The 18,944-nt window shown below is 65.2% G+C and carries 18 protein-coding genes; 5 read left to right on the top strand and 13 right to left on the bottom strand.

Annotation, left to right across the window (positions count from 1 at the left end):
- Window positions 1-325: 325 nt before the first annotated feature.
- A complete protein-coding gene (locus tag RX330_RS21190) occupies window positions 326-3,169 on the bottom strand; it encodes an autotransporter domain-containing protein (RefSeq protein WP_317239685.1) in 2,844 nt (947 codons plus the stop codon).
- A gap of 616 nt (window positions 3,170-3,785) precedes the next feature.
- On the opposite strand from RX330_RS21190, the gene RX330_RS21185 reads away from it, so the two are divergent.
- Both RX330_RS21185 and RX330_RS21180 read left to right on the top strand, forming a co-directional pair.
- Entirely contained in the window at window positions 3,786-4,928 is a 1,143-nt protein-coding gene (locus RX330_RS21185) for a helix-turn-helix transcriptional regulator (RefSeq protein ID WP_317239684.1), read from the top strand.
- Window positions 4,928-5,161: a hypothetical protein gene (locus RX330_RS21180; RefSeq protein ID WP_317239683.1), complete on the top strand. Its 234-nt coding sequence runs from the start codon at window positions 4,928-4,930 to the stop codon at window positions 5,159-5,161. The genes RX330_RS21185 and RX330_RS21180 overlap by 1 nt, the downstream gene beginning before the upstream one ends.
- A gap of 46 nt (window positions 5,162-5,207) precedes the next feature.
- On the opposite strand, the gene RX330_RS21175 is transcribed toward RX330_RS21180, so the two are convergent.
- Window positions 5,208-5,873, bottom strand: a complete 666-nt coding sequence (locus tag RX330_RS21175) for a BA14K family protein (RefSeq protein WP_212085750.1) — start codon at window positions 5,871-5,873, stop codon at window positions 5,208-5,210.
- A 245-nt stretch (window positions 5,874-6,118) separates the two neighbouring features.
- On the opposite strand from RX330_RS21175, the gene RX330_RS21170 reads away from it, so the two are divergent.
- On the top strand, window positions 6,119-6,526 hold the full coding sequence (locus tag RX330_RS21170) for an NADH:ubiquinone oxidoreductase subunit NDUFA12 (protein ID WP_317239682.1): 408 nt from the start codon (window positions 6,119-6,121) through the stop codon (window positions 6,524-6,526).
- Window positions 6,527-6,928: 402 nt separating this feature from the next.
- Here the strand turns inward: RX330_RS21170 and RX330_RS21165 are convergent, their stop codons facing one another.
- The gene (locus RX330_RS21165; RefSeq protein ID WP_317239681.1) at window positions 6,929-7,615 is read right to left on the bottom strand and encodes a DJ-1/PfpI family protein; all 687 of its coding nucleotides are present in this window, start codon (window positions 7,613-7,615) and stop codon (window positions 6,929-6,931) included.
- Window positions 7,616-7,709: 94 nt separating this feature from the next.
- Here RX330_RS21165 and RX330_RS21160 point away from each other — a divergent pair, with 94 nt between their 5' ends.
- Entirely contained in the window at window positions 7,710-8,648 is a 939-nt protein-coding gene (locus RX330_RS21160) for a GlxA family transcriptional regulator (RefSeq protein ID WP_317239680.1), read from the top strand.
- A 72-nt stretch (window positions 8,649-8,720) separates the two neighbouring features.
- Here RX330_RS21160 and RX330_RS21155 read toward each other — a convergent pair whose 3' ends face one another.
- The 3 genes from RX330_RS21155 to RX330_RS21145 form a co-directional block, all read right to left on the bottom strand.
- Window positions 8,721-8,975, bottom strand: a complete 255-nt coding sequence (locus RX330_RS21155) for a PepSY domain-containing protein (protein WP_212085742.1) — start codon at window positions 8,973-8,975, stop codon at window positions 8,721-8,723.
- 152 nt (window positions 8,976-9,127) lie between these two features.
- A complete protein-coding gene (locus RX330_RS21150) occupies window positions 9,128-10,135 on the bottom strand; it encodes a Na+-dependent transporter (protein WP_317239679.1) in 1,008 nt (335 codons plus the stop codon).
- Between the two features lie 10 nt (window positions 10,136-10,145).
- Complete coding sequence (locus RX330_RS21145) at window positions 10,146-11,093, bottom strand: alpha/beta hydrolase (RefSeq protein ID WP_317239678.1); 948 nt, start codon at window positions 11,091-11,093, stop codon at window positions 10,146-10,148.
- 208 nt (window positions 11,094-11,301) lie between these two features.
- Here RX330_RS21145 and RX330_RS21140 point away from each other — a divergent pair, with 208 nt between their 5' ends.
- Window positions 11,302-12,330 (top strand): DUF2155 domain-containing protein, encoded by a 1,029-nt coding sequence (locus tag RX330_RS21140; RefSeq protein ID WP_317239677.1) that lies wholly within the window; start codon window positions 11,302-11,304, stop codon window positions 12,328-12,330.
- Between the two features lie 39 nt (window positions 12,331-12,369).
- Here RX330_RS21140 and aat read toward each other — a convergent pair whose 3' ends face one another.
- The 7 genes from aat to aroQ form a co-directional block, all read right to left on the bottom strand.
- On the bottom strand, window positions 12,370-13,053 hold the full coding sequence (aat, locus tag RX330_RS21135; RefSeq protein WP_212085733.1) for a leucyl/phenylalanyl-tRNA--protein transferase: 684 nt from the start codon (window positions 13,051-13,053) through the stop codon (window positions 12,370-12,372).
- 61 nt (window positions 13,054-13,114) lie between these two features.
- Window positions 13,115-14,230, bottom strand: coding sequence for a sensor histidine kinase (locus tag RX330_RS21130; RefSeq protein WP_212085731.1), 1,116 nt, complete (start codon window positions 14,228-14,230; stop codon window positions 13,115-13,117).
- A complete protein-coding gene (locus RX330_RS21125; RefSeq protein ID WP_212085729.1) occupies window positions 14,227-14,667 on the bottom strand; it encodes a response regulator in 441 nt (146 codons plus the stop codon). The genes RX330_RS21130 and RX330_RS21125 overlap by 4 nt, the downstream gene beginning before the upstream one ends.
- Window positions 14,664-16,190 (bottom strand): sensor histidine kinase, encoded by a 1,527-nt coding sequence (locus tag RX330_RS21120; protein WP_317239676.1) that lies wholly within the window; start codon window positions 16,188-16,190, stop codon window positions 14,664-14,666. The genes RX330_RS21125 and RX330_RS21120 overlap by 4 nt, the downstream gene beginning before the upstream one ends.
- 107 nt (window positions 16,191-16,297) lie before the next feature.
- Window positions 16,298-17,656: an acetyl-CoA carboxylase biotin carboxylase subunit gene (gene accC / locus RX330_RS21115; RefSeq protein WP_212085725.1), complete on the bottom strand. Its 1,359-nt coding sequence runs from the start codon at window positions 17,654-17,656 to the stop codon at window positions 16,298-16,300.
- Window positions 17,657-17,736: 80 nt separating this feature from the next.
- Window positions 17,737-18,225, bottom strand: coding sequence for an acetyl-CoA carboxylase biotin carboxyl carrier protein (gene accB, locus RX330_RS21110; protein ID WP_317239675.1), 489 nt, complete (start codon window positions 18,223-18,225; stop codon window positions 17,737-17,739).
- 37 nt (window positions 18,226-18,262) lie between these two features.
- Entirely contained in the window at window positions 18,263-18,730 is a 468-nt protein-coding gene (gene aroQ, locus RX330_RS21105) for a type II 3-dehydroquinate dehydratase (RefSeq protein ID WP_317239674.1), read from the bottom strand.
- Window positions 18,731-18,944: the final 214 nt, after the last annotated feature.

Genomic DNA, 18,944 nt, shown 5'->3' with positions numbered 1-18,944 from the left:
GGGTCAATTTTGGATTGGATAAGGTTAGATATGCACGGCGCAGTGCATAGGGGTCCGGAGTTCCGCCTGGCGAAAGTCGCGTCGGTCGCGGCAGCGGCGCGGATGCCCCCTTAAGGCCAGTCCTCTTCGATGAAAGATTGCAGCAAAATGGAGCGAAGGCCGGCCGGACCCGGATGATGTGACGGGTAGGTGGGGCGGCGCACCAGCATGACGAGCAGGGACGCCGCGGTCCTGCCGCAAGGCTGCGCGGATGTTTCGTTCTATGACGTGCAGATGTCGGAGCCGCAACGGCCAGCGGAAGCGGCCAATGTCGCGGACGGTGGGCCTACCAAGAGTAGCGGACCACGCCCTTGCCAGCATAGCTGCGCATTGCATCCGCGAATTCGCCTTCGAACGTTGCGGCGGCGGACCAGCCGTTCGTCCACCGTACCTCGGCCGATGCACTGGTCAGCGCGGAATCCCGCGGCTGGGCGGCGCCGTTGACGACGAAGCTCGCACCCGGCAAGGCTTGAAATGTCGCGGTGGCCGCGCGGTCGGTGTTGAAATCATGCGCCCAGGCTAGCCGGCCGCGCAGCGTCAGCATCGCACCAGCCAGGGCATACGATTTGTCGCTGCGAAACCCGAGCTCGCTGCGGCTGTCGGTGACGCTCTTCGAGCCATAGGCGAGCGCAAACACCGGCGTGCCCGCCAGCGCCGACTCTACGTAGGCAGGCAGATCGAACGTGGTGAACTGGGCCGCAGCGTAGGGCGCCAGGCCAAGGCCGCCCAGCCAGGGCGTCGCAAAGCGATAGCCGCCCTCGAAACGGCCTGAATAGGCATTCGCATTGAACTCGGCGTGCAGCCGGTCAAGGCCCGCGATCGTCACGATGCGGTCCGTGGTGATGGCCTGAAAGCCGTAGGCAAGCGCCGCCGAGACGTAGGCTGCACCGGATCTGTGGCGCACGAACGCGCCGGCCTGAAACAGATCGGATCGACCGTAGCCGCTGTTCTCGACGGAGAAGCTCGTGCCGCCGCCTGCGAGCGCGAAACCGGCGACCGTGTCCGCAGAAAAGCGGTAGTCGGCGCCGACGGCGACCCCCGCAAGGCGGCTGGTCGATGTGTTGCTGCCGAGCGCCGCATGTCCATCGGTCGTCTGCGCGCCGCCGAAGCCGGCCGCCCACACGCGCCAGCGGGGATCATGGACCTGCGCGACAGGCGCCTTCGCGAACATCACGGCATAGGCATCGCGTTCGGGCCGGGATGCCCCACGGCGCGCATCGCTGGCCGCGAAGGACGACGTCGCCGAGGACGTCGCCGTCTCGCCCCGTCCGGTGATGAACGGATCGGTGAGGACGCCCATGAACTGGTTCATCGCGTTGAACGTCGCCTGCTGGCTGCCGGTGGCGGCCTCGCCCGAAGCCTGGGTCAAGCCGGCCGGAGTCAGCATGCTGTAGACCGCAGGAATGCCGCCATTGGCATTGAAGAAGCTCGTCAGCGCGTTGCCGACGTTGTGCTGGTTGGCATTGAGACCACCCGGAATGGCGAAGTTGAGAACCAGGTCGAGATAGACGTCGTTGGCATCGTAGCTCAGGCTCGTGCTGAAGTTGGGCGACAGGTTGGTGGTGAGAGCGCCGAATGTCCCGCTGACGCCACCTGCGGCGGTGAGGATCGTGTATTGCCTCGAGACGTAGCTTCCTGCCGCGAACGATGCCTGCACTGCCGCCCCGCCGAGCGTTGCGCCGCCGGTGGCATTGATGCGGTCTGAAGAAGACGGGGAAACGTCGATGAGATAAGTCGATGCCGCGGTGAGAGAAAGGCTGCCGGCAACCGTCAGCGTTCCAATCGAAGTGCCGGGCGCGAGCGTACCGCCGTTGACGATGACGTTGGCGACGGTGCCGGTGCCGCCGAGTGTACCGCCCGAGTTCACCGCGACGCCGCTCGCGGACGAAATGTCGCCGTTGACCAGCAATGTGCCGCTGTCCACGTTGACCGGACCGGCAAAGCTGCTGGTGCCAGTCAAGCTCCAGGTGGAGTCGCCGACCTTGTTGAAGGTGCCGAAGCCGCGATACTGCCCGGTTGAATTGATCTGCGAGACGTCGAAAGTCGCCGCGCCGCTGCCGCCGAGCTCGAGGGTGTCGGCTCCGGTACCGATTGCCGCGCCCGAGATGTTCGATCCGGGCGCCAGCGTCAGGGTATTGCCGGTTCCAGTGAAGAGAATGGCGTTGATGGCCTGTGTGTTGCCATCGAATACGACGGCGCTGAGACTGCCCGCGTTGTGCATCGAGACGCCTCCGCCGAGAGCCTGAACACCGTAGACGAAGCCGGCGATCGTCCCGGTGTTGTAGATCACGCTACCGGAACCGACCGTGACTGCTGCCTGGCTTCCGCTGGAGATGGTGGCGCCGGCGAAATTGTTGATGGTCGAATTAGAGCCTACGCCGACGCCGGCCTGAGGGGCTGCCACGGCGGATCCGACGGCGGCGATCGTGCCATAGTTGGTGACAAGGCCCGCCTGGTTGACCCGTACTCCATAGGCTCCTCCGGTAATGCTACCACCCGCAGAATTCGTGATCGTGCTGCCGAAGAATCCGGCGGCGCCACTCGCGTCGGTGCCGGTGATGGTCCCCTGGTTCGTGAGGTTCAGCGTCGTGCCGGAAACCCCGTACGCCGTCCCGGTGATCGTCGCGCCAGCGTTGTTGGTGACTGTGGTCTGTCCCAGTCCGTCGATACCAAAACCAGAGCCCTGAATGGTGCCCGAATTGGTGACCGTAAGCGGATTGCTGCCGGTCGTGGCGATTCCGGATCGATCGCCTGCGATGGTCGCACTGCTATTGTTGATGACGGTTCCCTGGCCGAGATAGATACCTCGCGCATTGGCGGCCGTTCCGGAAACCAAGGCGCCGCTTGCGACCGTGACGGTCGCGTTCTCTGCACCGGTGCCGTAGCCATTGGCGCCGGCGCTTGTTCCCGGCGCGCCACCGCCCTGATTGAGGGTCGTTCCGGTGCAGGTTGCGACGAGGTTCGATTGGCCTGCCGCCTGCGGCGTGCAATCCGCCTGTGCCGACTGGCCTGCCAGCAGTGCTGCCGAAAGGACCAATGAACCTGCGAAATACCGCGTAAGGAGGCGCTCCCGGCGGGTGCCGCAATGGCCCATCGCGGGCTTCGAGATCTCGCGGCGTGCCTGTGCCATTGCCAATTCCCAGTCTTCTTCCAAACCTGTGCGGGTGTCCCGACTCGCCCGAGCGCAACCGTCGACGATGTGGATAGCGAGCGGTGACGGGTCGTCGCGTCGCCCAACGGGGTGAGGGGCGAAAGATGAGTGGTGACCGTGGCGCGCAGAACACAGTGTGTGGGAATTCCACGATGACCAAGCTCGCGATGCGAGGCACGCTTTCATTGACGAGCACGCCGCACGAACGGAACAAGATCGTCAAAGCTGTCCTCGACGGTGGGCGCGCGGGCGTCCTTTGCCGTCGAGTTCGTCATCAGCGCAGCGTTGCAGACGAGCTTCTCACTCTACGGTTGGCAAACGTCGCGGCGGGCTTGCATCGACATGCGGAGCATGCCGGTAGGCTCGCAAGATACGAGCGTCAGCCGCTGGCACAACGACTTTGGATGCGCACTTCTACGCAGTCTGCCACGATCCCGCAGTGGTCCTGAGGAGAACACAAGACCGGATCATGACCGACATTGGCAGTCTCTCTCACCCCACCGGGTGAGGCATTGCACCGCCAAATGCGGTATCATCATAATACCTCTTAAGGTTGTATAGGCAACCATTGGTTGTCGATGACTCGGGCGGCAAAATGGTGAACTTCTCCAACGACGGGATCGAAAAGCTCCTCGACCTGATCTACGACGCCGCGGCCGAAAACGATCTGTGGCCCCATGCGCTCACGGCCATCGCCGATCTCACGCATAGCGAGGGCGGCATCCTGTTCGGTCAATCGGTCACCGCGCAGCGCGTTTATTTCGATTTCAACGGCCGCCTGAATGAGGCGTGCAATCGCGCCTATCAGGACCGGCACATGAATAATCCATGGTCGCAATATATGGAGACGCAGCCGGTAGGGCGGCTGGTGCAGTCCGATCAAGCGATCCCGCTCTCAAAGCTTCAGGCGACCGCATTCTACGACGAAGTGCTGCGGCCTCAGGAGATCGGGTATAACGGAATGATTGCGCTGGCGGCGCGCGACGATTTTCGTGCCGCCTTCAACATGTGTCGAAGCGAGCGGCGCGGGCCGCTCGATCCCGATGAGGTGCGGCTGCTGGAGCGGCTGTCGCCGCATCTGCGCCGGTCGGTGACGCTCGGATTTCGGATCGACGGCTATCTGGCCATGCAGCATGCAGCATTCGATGTCCTCGACCGGCTTGCCGACGGTGTCGTGGTGCTGGACCACAAGGCACGCGTGTTGTTCTCCAATGCCTCTGCAAGACGGATGTCGGAGGAAGGGTCGTTGCGACTGCATCAGTCGATCGCGACCCGTTGGCCTGTGCATTCGCAGCGGCTCAACGAATTGGTGCGCGCGGCGCTGCGGGGGGCCGCCGGCGGCACGATGAGCCTGCCACGCAACCAGGACGGCCGGCTCCTGACCGTCCTGGTCACCGCGATCCGCGGCAAGGATCTTGGACGACTATCCGATGCGGGCGTGAAGGACGCGGCGGTGCTGTTGTTCGTCGTCGATGCTGCCAACCGACGATCGATCCCGCTCGGACGGATCATGGACGCATATGGTCTGACCCACGCCGAGGCGCGAGTCGCGCTCGCGTCGTCGTCCGGCAGCACCACCATCGAGACCGCACGCGCGCTCGGGCTGTCGCAAAATACCATCAAGACGCATCTGCGCCGAGTTTTCGCCAAGACCACGACCAGACGCCAAGCCCAGCTCGCCAGCCTGATGGCATCGATCGGCAGCGTACGGATCGGGGATGTCGATTGGGAACAGTGATGCGTCACCCCTGCCGTGGCTCGAATGTGTTTGCCGCCTTACGGCCGACGGTGGGCGAACTTGCGGAGTTCGAAAGGCGCGAGGCCATCGCACCGCTCGACGAGGAGGGGTGTCCGGCGTGGTCGTTCGACGGCGAGCCGCTGACCGCGCGCGAGCGGCGCTGGCTGGAGCTCTATCGCAAGCTGGAGAATTCAGGCGGCTCGCCAAGACGCATGGACGGCGCCGACCAGTGACCGGCGCCGCCCATCGTGTCTTGCTGCAACTATCGTTCAGGTCGTCTTACGGACAGGGATGCCGCCGTCCGTCGTAACCGAGATAGGTCCCTGAAGCCGGGTCATAGGATTTATAGCGCTGGGCGCAATAAGCTGCATCGTCGCCACCACCCGGGACCACCGCCACGGTCGGCTCGTCATAGTAGCCGCCATAGTAGTAGGGGTCATCGTAATAGCTGCTGCCGTAATAGGCGTACGAGCCGAGGCCGCCGATCGCGGCGCCCGCCGCGAAGCCGGGCCAGAAGCCGCCACGACGATAATGGTGATGATGATGCCTGCCTCCGCCGCTCCAATTGCCGCTGCCTTGCCAGGTGCCGCTGTTGGCTGCTGCAAAGTTACGGCTGACACCGCCGGTGAAGGACGTGCCGCCGCTCGGGCGTGCCGGGCCGGCCGCGAAGTTGCCGCCACCTCCGTGGATCGCGGGGCCGCCGCCCATCCGTGCTCCGCCGCCACTGAAGGCAGCGCCGCCGCCCATGCGCCCGCCACCGCCGCCGATGGCACCGCCGCCACCGCCGCCGCCGCCAATGGCAGCGCCACCGCCGATGGCCGCGCCACCGCCACCGCCTCCGCCTCCACGGCCGCCGCCGCCGGGTCCCTGTGCAAAGCTCGGCGAGGTCATGGGCAGAACGAGCGCTAGCGCTGCTGCGGCACTCAAAACTTTCAGACTGTTCATGGTCAAACTCCTTTTCCCGGAAGCAAACCCTATGAAAGGGCTAGGGTTCCTGGGATCACGCCGGTTTGCGCGCGACCAGAAGCCTCATGCGCGCCCCCAGTACCCGGCATGAACGGATCGCGTCCGATTTGCGGCGGCCTTTATGTCGCGGCCGCGCATTTGCGGAAGGGCCCCACCGTTCCGCCGAACTGGACATTTTGCCGTCCGGATGGCATCAGGGCCCCACGAAGCAGGGCCCTTGCCGCATGAAACAATTCTTCCTCAAGTTCTTCACCTGGTGGAATGGCCAGACTTTTGGCACCCAACTCTGGACCAAGCGGTACGGAGAGCTGGTCGGCCAGGACGAGCAGGGCAATCTCTACTATCGCACCCGCGGCGGGACGGTCGATCCGACCCTCGGCTTCGAGCGGCGCTGGGTGGTCTATAACGGCTATGCCGAAGCGAGCCGGATCCCGCCGTCCTGGCACGGCTGGATGCATCATGTCGTCGATTTGCCGCCGACCGAGGCCAACTATCAGCCGCGCGAGTGGGAAAAGCCGCACCAGCCCAATCTCACCGGCACGGCAAAGGCCTATCGTCCCTCGGGATCGACCCTTGCCAGCGGCAAGCGGCCGAAGGCGACCGGCGACTATCAGCCCTGGACGCCTGGCTAGGTTTTCAGCCTCCGCGATCTTCATCGTCGAACTGGATGCATACGCATCCGCCGCACCCTGCTGTGAACAACGGGAACAGCGGGGACGGCGGTTGCGCGGCCGTTGCGCCAATGCGTGCGATGCGGCTCAATGGTCCCATCTTACGGAGATGGGAGACCATCGCGTTCGGTTCGGGCAACAGTTCGCGACTGTCCCGAAATGCAGCGGCCGCCGACCAGGACTCGATCGGGAGATAGGCCCCCGGTCTGGAAGCTCCGAAATCGCCCGATGAAATGTGCAGCCGCCGTAAGACAGGAAAGGCCGCTTGGGAAACCGAGCGGCCTTTTTCTGTTGCTATCGTCCTGACGTGTCCCGGCTCTGCGGAGCGTCGCTGGGTACCGCACCGCGTCCGGGACACGATAGCTACATCACGCGCTCAGCCGCACGCTTCACGGCGTCGAGCCGCCGCGCCTGGTTTTGCGCGCCGCGCTCCTTCAGCAATGCCAGGACCTCCGCCGGCGCGGTGTCGGGCGATCCCGAATTGAACGGCGGGGCCGGATTGTATTCCATCTGAAGCTGGATCGCTTCCGCCATGGTCCGATCGATCATGATGGACACCAGCGTCAGCGCGAAATCGATCCCAGCGGTGACGCCGCCACCGGTGATGCGATTGCGGTCGACGCAGACACGCGTCCTGGTCGGCGTGGCACCGAACTGGCCGAGCATCTCCATCGCGCTCCAATGGGTCGCGGCGCGGTAGCCCTTCAATAGTCCGGCAGCGCCGAGCGCCAGCGATCCCGTGCAGACGGAGGTGACGTATTTCGCGCCCGCTGCCTGCTTGCGCAGGAAGGCGAGCACCTCCTCGTCGTTGAGCAGGTCGTTGGTGCCGCCGCCGCCGGGCACACAGATCACATCAAGTTGCGGGCAATCCGCAAACGTCGTGGTCGGCGTCAGCATGAGCACGGAATCGCTCGGCACAGGCTCGATCCGCTTCCAGATCAGGTGCAGCGTTGCCCCGGGCACCATGGAGAACACCTGCAAGGGACCGGTGAAGTCGAGCTGGGTGACGCGCGGAAACACCAAAATTCCGATCTGGAGCGGTGACGACATCGGCGGATCCTCCAAAGATGAGCTTGACGCGCGAAGACTGGCATGGTGCCTTTGCGTCTGAAATGGCATAATTCCCTCTATTTCGGACATGGCTATGATCGGCATCCTGATCTTCCCGGATTTCCAGCTGCTCGACGCGGCCGGCCCGATCTCGGCGTTCGAGGTCGCGGCACGCTGCGCCGGCAAGCCGCTGGCGCTCCGCGTGCTGGCTCTGAATGCCGGGCCGGTCCGCAGCTCGTCGGGCGTCGAGATGATGGCGCGCGATTTCAAGTCGGCGAATGCGATCACGACGCTGGTCATCGCCGGCGGCGCGGGTGTCGCGGATGCCGCGCGCTGCGAGGCCACGCGCGCCTTCGTGCAGCGGCTGGCGCGGCGCGGCGTGCGCGTCGCCAGCGTCTGCTCGGGCGCCTATGTGCTCGCCGAGGCGGGGCTGCTCGATGGCCGCCGCGCCACCACGCATTGGGGCCGGACGCGCGATTTCGTCGCGCGCTATCCGAAGGTGAAGTTCGAGCCCGACCAGATCTTCACCCGCGATGGGAATGTCTGGACGTCGGCCGGTATCACCGCGGGCATCGATCTGGCGCTCGCGATGGTCACCGAGGATCACGGCGAGGAGATCGCGCGGGCAGCCGCGCGGCACCTCGTGCTCTACCATCGCCGCAGCGGCGGCCAGTCGCAGTTTTCCTCGCTGCTGGAACTGAAGGCGCCGAACAGCCGCTTCGGCGCGCTGTTGTCGTGGGCGCGCGAAAATCTCGATGCGCCGCTGACGGTGGAGGATCTCGCCGATCGCGCCGGCATGAGCGCGCGGCATTTCGCCCGTGCCTTCGCCGCCGAGACCGGCACGACGCCCTCCAAGGCGATCGAGCGGCTCCGGCTGGAGGTCGCGCGCGAGCGCGTGCAATCCTCGCGCGAGGGGATCGAGCTGGTTGCGGAAGCCACGGGCTTCCGTGATCCCGAGCGCATGCGCCGCGCCTTCATCCGCGCCTTCGGCCAGCCGCCGCAGGCGCTGCGGCGCGCTGCGCGGGCGGGATAGTCATGTACGTTTGAATGGGGCACGTGCGGAATGGCGACGTCCGCGCCGTTCAAAATCGGACGTCGCCGATGCTCACTTGTCCTGCTTTTCGCGTACGATCGCCCCGGTTTTGGGGTCGGCATGGAACTCCATCTTCTGTCCGTTCTTGATGCCTTCGCCCTCCCACCGGCCATCATCGGCTTCAAGCTTGGTCACCTGCGAATAGCCCGACTCCATGACCTTGGCCTTCACCTGCTCCATCGGCATCCAGTCCGGCCCAGGTTGATCTGCTCTCGCTGCTGAGCCCATGGCAAGCGAACCGAGAACCAGAATTGCAGCAAACCTCATCGCCAATCTCCCTTTCGAAGAAAGGCTTTAACGGGATCTTTGAATTGATGTTCCTTCGTCGATGCGAGATCAACCAGTGAGCGACATGCCGTGACTGGAACCACTTGTTCGGCTTGCTTCCGGACGGACATCCCGATGTTGTGAGGACATGCCTAGGCAGCGTTGTCTGCCGCGGCTCCGCGGGACGCATTCGCGCGCCCGGTCAGCCGCCGCGCGATCGGCATCAGCATGTATGGTGCGAGGTGAATCGGAAACTGCGTCATTGCGAAATAGAGCCAGGTGGTGGGCGGCAATGCGCCGGCCGTTGCCGCCAGCATCAGGCCGAGATTGCGCTGTGACACCATCAGCCCGAGCGCCAGTGCGCGGTCGGTGCCAATGCGGCGGAACAGCAGCGTGGTGATCGCGAGCAGCGTGAAGTAGATCGCGAAGGACAGAGCTGCGAGGCCGATGGTGAAGATCGGCCGGGTCAAGAGTTCGCCGGCGACATCGCCCATGACCGCGCAGGCGAACACGAGCAGGATGATGATGTTGAATCCATCGATCGGCTGCTGCGCGCGCTGAATTGCCTCCGCGCCGAAGATCCAGCGGATGACGGTCGCCGTAAGCAACGATGCGGCGAGAATGCCGAGCAGCTTCAAGCCGAGTGCCAGGGCCGAGATGCTGAGCATCCCGTCGAGGAAAAGCCCCGCGAACAGCGATGCCGTGAAGGGCACCAGCGCGGTCGAGGTCACCAGCGTGACCAGCACGAGGGTCGCATCGAGGCCCATCAGCGCGGCAAGTGCCGGCGAGGCCATCATCGGAGAAGCCATGCTCTGGAGCATGAGCGCAAGGGCAAGGCCGGGCGCGCGGCTCGTGAGCCCTGTTGCATGGGCGATCAATCCGACGATCAGCGGGACGCCGATCGTGGTCCAGGCGGTGGCGGTCGCAACCAGCGCCGGCCGGCGCAGATGGCTGGAGAGCACGGCCAGATCGACCCGCATGAAGGAAATGCAGAGCAGGACGAAGATCGCCTCGGTGACGTAGGGCCGCAGCAGCGCGCCGAGCGGCGGCACCGCGACCGCGATGAAAACGACGGCCGCCACCGCGCGGGTCCCTTGGCTGCCGAGCCAGGTCAGGGCGCGCAACGGGAGGGCGAAGATGGTTCGACGAGCGGAAGCCATGCAGGCGCCGTCAGCCCAATCCCTTCAACCACGCGCCGATCTCGCTCACGGCAGCGGTCGCCTCTCGCAACAACTTTCCCATCGTGAAGAAGCCGTGGAACTGACCGGGATAGTGCTTGGTGGTCACGGGCACGCCGGCCTGCCTGAGGCGTTCGGCATATTCGTCGCCTTCGTCGCGCAGGGGATCGGCGCCGGCTGTCAGCACATAGGCCGGCGGCAGGCCGGCGAGGTCTTGCGCGCGCGCCGGCGAAGCGCGCCAGTCGTGGATGTCGGCGGCGCCGTTCAGATAATGGTCGCGGAACCAGCGGATCACCGAATGCGTCAGCAATACGCTGGTCTCGGGCTCGCTGTGGGAGCCATGGGTCATGGCGAAATCGGTCGCTGGATAGATCAGCACCTGGCCCGCGATCGCAGGACCGTTGCCGTCGCGCGCGGCGAGCGCCACGACGGCGGTGAGGTTGCCGCCGGCGCTGTCGCCGCCGATCGACAGGCGTGAGGCGTCGATGCCGAGCTCGCGCGCGTTTGCGGCAACCCATGTGGTCGCGGCGATGGCGTCCTCGATGGCGGCGGGAAATTTGTGCTCGGGTGCGAGGCGATAGTCGACCGAGATCACGATCAGCGCGCCTTCGACTGCGAGCTGACGGCAGACGACGTCGTGAGAGTCGAGATCGCCGACCACCCAGCCGCCGCCATGGAAGAACACCAGCGCCGGCGACAGGCCGTCGTGCCGGCGCGGCTCCTTCGGGACGTAGAGGCGGGCAGGGATGGCGCCGTGTGGGGCCGGGATCGCGAGCGCTTCGACGCGGGCGAGCTCCGGCGGCTCCGGATTGGTGGCAAAGCGCGCCTGCGCGTAATAGGCGCGGGCTTCCGCTGCGGTCAGGGTCTCGTAGGCAGGGCGGCCGGCTTCCTGAAAGGCCCTGTAGACGGCGGCGGCGTCGGAATCGAGCACAACGGGCATTAAAGGCGGCCTCTGGGTTTTCCAGTCATGGTTGGAGCCCCGTTTTCGGCGGACGGTGCCCGCCTCGGGTTCGGGAAGGAGCCTCCGACTATCCCATCCGGAAGCCGGTCTGGCCAGACGGGGCCGGGAAGGGCAGGGATGCCGCCCTTCCCCCGCCGTATTCGCCGTGTTAACCGGAGGGCCTGCGAGCGGCGGTAACCCCTGTAGAATGTCCAACAAGCCCGATTCGCTGTTGAAGCCGCGCGAGATGTTTCGAACCATTACCCTGACAGGTCTTGCGGCGCTTTTGGCCGCCACCGCACTGACGGTTGCGACGCCGGCTCAGGCGCAGATCGGCACGATCTTTTCCGATCCGCCGCCGCTGCGGCCGCCCGGCAACATTCCGCGCGGCCAGCAGCAGCCGCAGCAGATTCCCGACGACGACGAAGAGGTGCCGGAGCTGCCGCCGCAGGGCCGTGTGCTGCCGTCGCGCCCGATGCCACCGCCTCCGGGCCGGCAGGGGAACGTGATGCCCGGCCCGGTCGAGACCCAGCCGCTGGCGCCGCCCCCGGGCTCCACCGTCGCGCCGACGAACCAGCCGCCCTCCGCGGCGGTTGCGCCGCCCGGTCCGCAAGCCCCGGGTGCGCCCGGTCAGCGCCAGCCGCAGCAGAAGGGCGCTCCGGGCGCCGTGCCGCAGACGCCGGCGAGCCTGCAGCCGGGCGACGAGGTCGTCACCGAGCCGCCGGCCCAGAAGATCGTGAACAAGAAGGCGACTTTCTCCGGTCTCGACAAGATCACCGGACGCATCATCAATTTCGACGAGGAGATCGGCGAGACGGTCCAGTTCGGCGCGCTGCGCGTCAAGACCGACGCCTGCTACACGCGGCCGGCGACGGAGGCCACCAACACCGACGCCTTCGTCGAGGTCGACGAGATCACCTTGCAGGGCGAGGTGAAGCGCATCTTTTCGGGCTGGATGTACGCCGCAAGTCCCGGCCTGCACGGTGTCGAGCACCCGATCTACGACATCTGGCTCACCGACTGCAAAGAGCCGCAGCAGACCATCGCGACTGCGGCACCGGATCCCGCGACCAAGCCCGCGCCACCGCCGCCCGCGCAGAAGAAGGCCGCGCCCAAGCAGGTCCAGCAGCGTCCGCCGCAGCCCTTGCCGCCCATTCAGCAGCAGCAACCGGCACCGCCGCCTCCGCCGCCCGAGCAGCGGCCAGGCCTGTTCGGTATTCCCGGGTTTGGTCGGTAGGCCAAATCCACTGGGTTCGGCCGCTGACCCAGCTTTCCATCATTCTTGTCGCGAGGCGATGATCTCGAGCGCGCGTGCGCCCGGGACGGCGTCACCGGCCGAGAGCCTGAGGAAATCGCCGGGCTCGCCGGCGAGCGCCTTGTCGAGCAGTGCGGTATAGCGCCGCCGCGAGATCTCGGCTGCGCCGAAGCTCTTCAAATGCTCCGTGACATATTGGGTGTCGAGCAGCTCGAAGCCGCCATGGATGAGCCGCGCCACCAGATGCACCAGCGCGACCTTCGAGGCATCGCGTGCGGTGTGGAACATGCTCTCCCCGAAGAAGGCGCGCCCCAGGCTGACGCCGTACAGGCCGCCGACGAGATCCTCGCCCTGCCAGGCCTCGACGCTGTGGCAATGGCCGAGTTCGTACAGGCCGCCATAGAGGTCACGGATGCGCTTGTTGATCCAGGTGTCCTCGCGTCCGGCCTGGGGCGCGGCACAGCCGGCGATGGTCGCCTTGAACGCGGTGTTGACGGTCACGCGAAATACATCCGACCGCACGGTGCGCGCGAGCCGCGAGGCGACGCGAAATCCATCGAGGGGAATGACGCCGCGCAACTCCGGCTCGACCCAGAACAGAGTCGGATCGTCGGCGCTTTCCGCCATTGGGAAGATGCCGCAGGCATAGGCGCGCAGCAGCACGGCCGGTGTGATTTCAGACGGGGCGGAGTCGCGCGAAGTCATGGTTCGCAATCATAGCAGGATCGCGATGCGGTTGCGATGGGGTGCGCAGGAGGGCGCGAGGTCAACCCGCGGCGGCAGTGTTGGCCTTGCCGTGGTTTGCCGGCACGCGACTGAACTTCAGAATGATCCGGGTTCCGGAATGCGCGGGATCGCGCTCGACCGAGGCGTCGAGCTTGGAGGCCATGGCCGCGACGATGCGCTGGCCCATGCCGGTGGAGCGCGGATCGGCCTTGACGTTGTCGCCGACGCCGTTGTCGGTGATCGACAGCAGGAGATCGTCGCCTTTCGAGTTCAGCTCGACATGGATGGGGCCGGCGCCGTCAGGATAGGCGTATTTCACCGCGTTCATCACCAGCTCGTTGACGATGATGCCGACGGCGACCGCGCGGTCAGGATCGATCTCGATCGGCTCGGCTTTCAGTGTGAGGCGCGACATCCGGTTGCCTTCGGCAGAGCGGCGGAGATCCTCGAGCAGCGAATCGAGATACTGGTTCAGGACCACGCTCTTCAGATCCTGCGAGGTGTAGAGGCGCCGGTGCACCTGCGCGACCGCGGCGACGCGGCCCATCGCATTGGTCAGTGCCGCCTTGACCTCGTCGTGCGCAGCGGAGCTTGCCTGAAGGTGCAGCAGCGAAGCGATGATCTGCAGCGAGTTGCCGACGCGGTGATTGACCTCGCGCAGCAGCAGCTCGCGTTCGGCGGCAAGCGCCGCATAGCGGTCACGCGAGGCGTGGATCTCGGCTTCGGCTTCCTCGCGCGCCTTCTGCAGTTCGGCCTGGCGCAGCGCGCCCTCGGCTGCGACGTGGAGCAGGGGAATGAAATCGCCCGTGACGTCCTTGACGAGATAGTCGGCCGCGCCGGCCTTCAGCGCGGTGACCGCGATGTTGGAGTCCTGCGAGGCCGTGACGAACACCACCGGCGGCGCCCCCGGGATCGCCATGATCTGCTCCAGCGTCTCCAACCCATCGAGGCCGGGCATATACTGGTCGAGCGCAACCACGTCGATGCCGCCGTCGATAGTCCCCTGGGCACTCGCGCGGCGGATGTGCTCCAGACCTTCCTCGCCGCTCGCGGCATGGACGACCCTGTAGCCGCGCCGCGTCAGGCCGCGATCGACCAGGCGCGCCAGCGCACCGTCGTCATCGATGTAGAGCAGGGTGGGTGTGCGCTGGTTCATGGGGCGGCGGGCGGGACCTGGATGACCGAGAAGAACAGGCCGAGCTGCCGGATGGCATTGGCGAAATTCTCGTAGTTGACGGGCTTGGTGATGTAGACGTTGCAGCCTAGCTCGTAACAGCGCTTGATTTCCTGGGAATCGTCGGTGGTGGTCAGCACCACGACGGGCGAAGCCTTCAGATATGTGTTTTCCTTGATCTGCCTCAGGATGTCGATCCCGGTCATGTCGGGCAAATTGAGGTCGAGCAGGATCAAGAGCGCATTGCCCTTCTGCACGAGCCCGCTGCCGTCGGCGCCGAACAGGTGCTGCATCGCGTCCGTGCCGTTCTTGAAGGAGACGATCTCGTTGTTGACGCCGGATCGGCGGATGTTGCGCTCGATCAGCCGGGCGTGGCCCTCGTCGTCCTCGATCATGATGATGGTGACAGGCTGGGTCATCGATCTCTGTTCCGGTTGCTGACGTTCCAGGCGATCGGCAGCGTGATGGTGAAGGTGCTGCCCGCGTTCAGTTCCGATGATACCGACATGGTGCCGCCGAGGCGACGCACAAGTGCACGCACATGCGCAAGACCGATGCCCTGGCCGGGCTTGTCCTGGGTTCCCGCGCGGCGGAACAGGTCGAAGATCCGCTGGTGATCCTTCGGATCGATCCCGCGGCCATTGTCGCTGATCTCGAAGATCGCATAGCCGAGCTTGGTCCGCCCGCGGATTCTGATCTCTCCGGGCACTCCGCGCTTCAGATATTTGATCGCATTGTCGATCAGGTTGGAGAAGATCTGCTCGAGCGCGAGCCGGTCGCTCACGATATCGGGCAGGGCCTCGAGGTGGATCTCGGCCTGCGCCTCGGCGGCCTGGTGCGCCAGCGTCGACACGATCGCCTCGATCAGCTCGCTGGTGTTGATCTTCACGGGCTGGAATTCGCGCCGGCCTTCGCGGGTGAGGTTGAGGATCGCCGAGATCAGCCGGTCCATCTTGGCGATCGACGACTTGATGAAGCCGAGCGCTTCGGAAAAATCCTCCGAGAGCTGCTTGTCGGCGCCCTCGAGCGCGATCTCGCCGGGCCCTGCGGGCGCGAGCGGCGGTCCGTCCGCAGGGACTTGGGCGAGGCTGCCGATGCGGCGAAAGATGTCGTTGCCGAGCTCATCGAGCTCGCTGGTGAAACCCATGATGTTGACGAGCGGCGATCGCAGATCGTGGCTGACGATATAGGCAAAGCGCTGGATCTCGTCGTTGGCCTCGCGCAGGTCCGCCGTGCGCTCCTCCACGACCGATTCGAGGTTGGCGAAGGCCTCGCGCAGGCGATTCTCTGCCTCGTCGCGGGCGACTGCCGAGCGTCGCACCAGCCAGATCGAGATCAGCGCCAGAACCACGACCAGGCCTGAGCCGATGCCCGTCATCGAGGCGGCGGTGGTCTGACTGCGGTCGGAGTTGGCGGTGCGCAGGTGGAACAGGCGCTCCTCCTCCCGAAGCATTCCCGTCGCGACTTCGCTGATCGTGGCCGTGGTATCGGCAGAGGCGAGTTCGCGCACCAATGCAGCGGCTTTTTCCGGCTGATCCAGGCGGATAAAATCCATCTCCTGCGCAAATTGACCGAGTCGAGTCTCGATCGCCGAGCTCAGCTTTTCAATGCTTTTGCGCTGCTCCGGATTGTCGCCGATCAGGCGTGTGAGCCTATCGAGCGCGGGGACGATAGCCGCCACGGCTTTGTCATGGTCTACCTTGAAATCCGACCGTCGCGTCAGCAAGTAGCCGCGGGCGGTGCTCTCGGCACGCCGGATTTCCAGCAGAAGAGCGTTAATCTGGTTCTCGGCCTCGATCGTATGAACCACCCATTTGCTATCCTCCCGTGCCTTGTTGACGAGATAGACGGAGCCGGCGCTGATCACGGTCAGCACCACAAGGCCCGCCGAGAACAGCAGGATCTGCCAGAACGCGCGCCGTCGCTGGGCGTCAGCCATCACGGCGGTTCACCGGTCTATATTCAGTGGAATTCAATACGCCCCCTTGGAACTGGCCCCAACCGTCCAGAACGCGAAAGGGGCCAAAGGGTTCCACGAAGGAAGGCAAATTATTTCGGCGCGGGTTCCGCCTTCCCGGCCAAATATTGTTCCAGCCAGTGGATGTGGTAGTCGCCATTGATGATGTCGTCTTCGCGCACCAGCGCCCGGAACAGCGGCAGCGTGGTCTCGATGCCTTCGACCACCATCTCGTCGAGCGCCCGGCGCAGCCGCATCAGGCATTCGGCGCGGGTCTTGCCGTGGACGATCAGCTTGCCGACCAGGGAGTCGTAATAGGGCGGGATCGTGTAGCCCTGGTAGACGGCGGAATCGATCCGGACGCCCAGCCCGCCGGGCGGATGGTATTGAAGAATCCGGCCGGGCGAGGGGCGGAAGGTCTGGGGATTTTCGGCGTTGATACGGCATTCGATCGCATGGCCGATGACCTGGACCTCGTCCTGCTTTGCCGGCAGGTCGCCGCCGGCGGCGATGCGGATCTGCTCCAGCACGAGGTCGATGTCGGTGATGCTCTCGGTAACGGGATGCTCGACCTGGATGCGCGTGTTCATCTCGATGAAATAGAACTCGCCGTCCTCGAACAGGAACTCGATGGTGCCGACGCCGAGATATTTCATCTCGCGCATCGCTTTGGCGCAGGTTTCGCCGATCTTGGCGCGCGCGGCGGCGGAGAGAACGGGCGAGGGGCCCTCTTCCCAAACCTTCTGGTGCCGGCGTTGCAGCGAACAATCGCGTTCGCCGAGATGGATCGCGCCGCCGCGGCCGTCACCGAGGATCTGGATCTCGATATGGCGCGGCTTCTGGAGGTACTTTTCCAGGTAGACGGAGGCATCGCCGAAGGCGGATTTGGCCTCGTTGGCCGCCGTCGACAGGGCCATCTGGAGGTCGGCCTCGCTGTGCGCGACCTTCATGCCACGACCTCCGCCTCCGGCCGCCGCTTTCACCAGGACCGGGAAGCCGATTTGCTTCGCGATGCCGATCGCGTCGTCATCGGGACCGACCGCGCCGTCGGAGCCGGGCACCACGGGGATGCCCAGGCGCTTGGCGGTCTTCTTCGCCTCGATCTTGTCGCCCATCAGGCGGATGTGCTCGGCCTTGGGACCGATGAAATGCAGGTTGTGCTCGGACAGGATTTCCGCGAAACGGGCGTTCTCTGACAGGAAGCCGTAGCCGGGATGCACGGCATCGGCACCGGTGATCTCGCAGGCCGCGAGCAATGCAGGCACGTTGAGATAGCTGTCCTTGGATGCCGGCGGCCCTATACAGACGCTCTCGTCCGACAGGCGCACATGCATGGCGTCGGCATCGGCGGTGGAGTGCACGGCGACGGTCGCGATGCCCAGCTCCTTGCAGGCCCTGAGGATGCGAAGGGCGATCTCGCCGCGATTTGCTATGAGGATCTTGTCGAACATGGTGCCTCGGGGGCGAATGGGGAATAGCGAATGGCGAATGGGGAGGAGTAACTATTCGCTACTCGCTATTCGTCACTCCCTCACTCAATGATGACCAGCGGCTCGCCGTATTCGACCGGCTGGCCGTCCTCGACCAGGATCTGCGTCACCGTGCCGGCGCGCGGCGAGGGGATCTGGTTCATGGTCTTCATGGCTTCGATGATCAGCAGGGTCTGTCCGACCGCGACCTTGCTGCCGACCTCGATGAACGGCTTGGCGCCCGGCTCCGGCGCCCAATAGGCGGTGCCGACCATCGGGGAACTGACGGCGCCGGGATGCTTCGACAAATCGGGCCCGGCGGCGGGAGCCGCGGCGGAGGCTACCGGCAGCGCTGCGGCAGCAGCTGCCATCGGCATAGGCATGGTCGCGGCAACGCTGATGTTGCGGGCGACGCGCAGGCGAAGGCCCGCGCGTTCGATCTCGATCTCGGTGAGACTGGTCTCATCGAGCAGCAAAGCGAGCTCGCGGACGAGCGCGGAATCCTCGCTGGAAAACTTTGCTGCTGCTTTGTCGTCTGGCTGGCGCGCCATGTTCTTTGATCCGAATGTTCTGTTTGATGAGGGAGCTTCAGGCTTTGGGCTTGATGGCAAGCTTGGCGGCAAGGCCCTGGATGGCGAGGCGGTAGCCCTCGATGCCGAAACCGCAAAGCGAGGCGAAGGCCGCGCGCGCGGTGTAGGAATGGTGACGAAAGCTCTCGCGGGCGTGGATGTTGGTTACATGCACTTCGACCGTCGGGATCTGCACCGCAAGCAGCGCGTCGTGCAGCGCGATCGAGGTGTGCGAATAGCCGCCGGCATTGATGATGATGCCCTTCATCTTGCGCGCATGCGCCTCGTGGATGAAGTCGATCAGCTCGCCCTCGCGGTTGGACTGGCGGCAATCGGCCTTGAGACCGAAGGCTGCCGCCGTCTCTCGGCACAGCGTTTCGACGTCGGCCAGCGTCGCGTGGCCATACTTTTCCGGCTCGCGCGTCCCCAACATGTTGAGGTTCGGCCCGTTCAGGACAAGGATCGTGTCGGTTGCAGGTTCAGCCATTCCAATTCCGGAAAAGGTGCTCGGCGTGGCGGGGGTTATAGGTAACAATGCGCGTGAGGGGAAGCCTTGACGCCCTCCCGAAGGGGGTCAAGTACCTCATCCAGTGCGCAAAAACCTGTGTGGAAACCACGGAAATCGCTTGTTAACCAGTCCGGCGCATGGCTGCCGGCAAACCGCAAAGGGGGCGGGCATTGCTGCCCGCCCCCTGAGGTTA

Origin of the sequence: Bradyrhizobium sp. NDS-1 (assembly GCF_032918005.1) — a bacterium.
Classification (GTDB): domain Bacteria; phylum Pseudomonadota; class Alphaproteobacteria; order Rhizobiales; family Xanthobacteraceae; genus Bradyrhizobium; species Bradyrhizobium tunisiense.
Note: the sequence above shows the minus strand (reverse complement) of the source record. Positions and strands in the feature narration are given on the sequence as shown.

Coding starts and splice junctions, on each gene's coding strand:
- RX330_RS21160 (WP_317239680.1), top strand. CDS start 7,710: ATGATCGGCATCCTGATCTTCCCGGATTTCCAGCTGCTCGACGCGGCC.
- RX330_RS21155 (WP_212085742.1), bottom strand. CDS start 8,975: ATGAGGTTTGCTGCAATTCTGGTTCTCGGTTCGCTTGCCATGGGCTCA.
- RX330_RS21165 (WP_317239681.1), bottom strand. CDS start 7,615: ATGTCGTCACCGCTCCAGATCGGAATTTTGGTGTTTCCGCGCGTCACC.
- RX330_RS21125 (WP_212085729.1), bottom strand. CDS start 14,667: ATGACCCAGCCTGTCACCATCATCATGATCGAGGACGACGAGGGCCAC.
- RX330_RS21145 (WP_317239678.1), bottom strand. CDS start 11,093: ATGCCCGTTGTGCTCGATTCCGACGCCGCCGCCGTCTACAGGGCCTTT.
- aroQ (WP_317239674.1), bottom strand. CDS start 18,730: ATGGCTGAACCTGCAACCGACACGATCCTTGTCCTGAACGGGCCGAAC.
- RX330_RS21170 (WP_317239682.1), top strand. CDS start 6,119: ATGAAACAATTCTTCCTCAAGTTCTTCACCTGGTGGAATGGCCAGACT.
- RX330_RS21150 (WP_317239679.1), bottom strand. CDS start 10,135: ATGGCTTCCGCTCGTCGAACCATCTTCGCCCTCCCGTTGCGCGCCCTG.
- RX330_RS21175 (WP_212085750.1), bottom strand. CDS start 5,873: ATGAACAGTCTGAAAGTTTTGAGTGCCGCAGCAGCGCTAGCGCTCGTT.
- RX330_RS21130 (WP_212085731.1), bottom strand. CDS start 14,230: ATGAACCAGCGCACACCCACCCTGCTCTACATCGATGACGACGGTGCG.
- RX330_RS21190 (WP_317239685.1), bottom strand. CDS start 3,169: ATGGCACAGGCACGCCGCGAGATCTCGAAGCCCGCGATGGGCCATTGC.
- aat (WP_212085733.1), bottom strand. CDS start 13,053: ATGACTTCGCGCGACTCCGCCCCGTCTGAAATCACACCGGCCGTGCTG.
- RX330_RS21185 (WP_317239684.1), top strand. CDS start 3,786: ATGGTGAACTTCTCCAACGACGGGATCGAAAAGCTCCTCGACCTGATC.
- accB (WP_317239675.1), bottom strand. CDS start 18,225: ATGGCGCGCCAGCCAGACGACAAAGCAGCAGCAAAGTTTTCCAGCGAG.
- RX330_RS21180 (WP_317239683.1), top strand. CDS start 4,928: ATGCGTCACCCCTGCCGTGGCTCGAATGTGTTTGCCGCCTTACGGCCG.
- RX330_RS21140 (WP_317239677.1), top strand. CDS start 11,302: ATGTCCAACAAGCCCGATTCGCTGTTGAAGCCGCGCGAGATGTTTCGA.
- accC (WP_212085725.1), bottom strand. CDS start 17,656: ATGTTCGACAAGATCCTCATAGCAAATCGCGGCGAGATCGCCCTTCGC.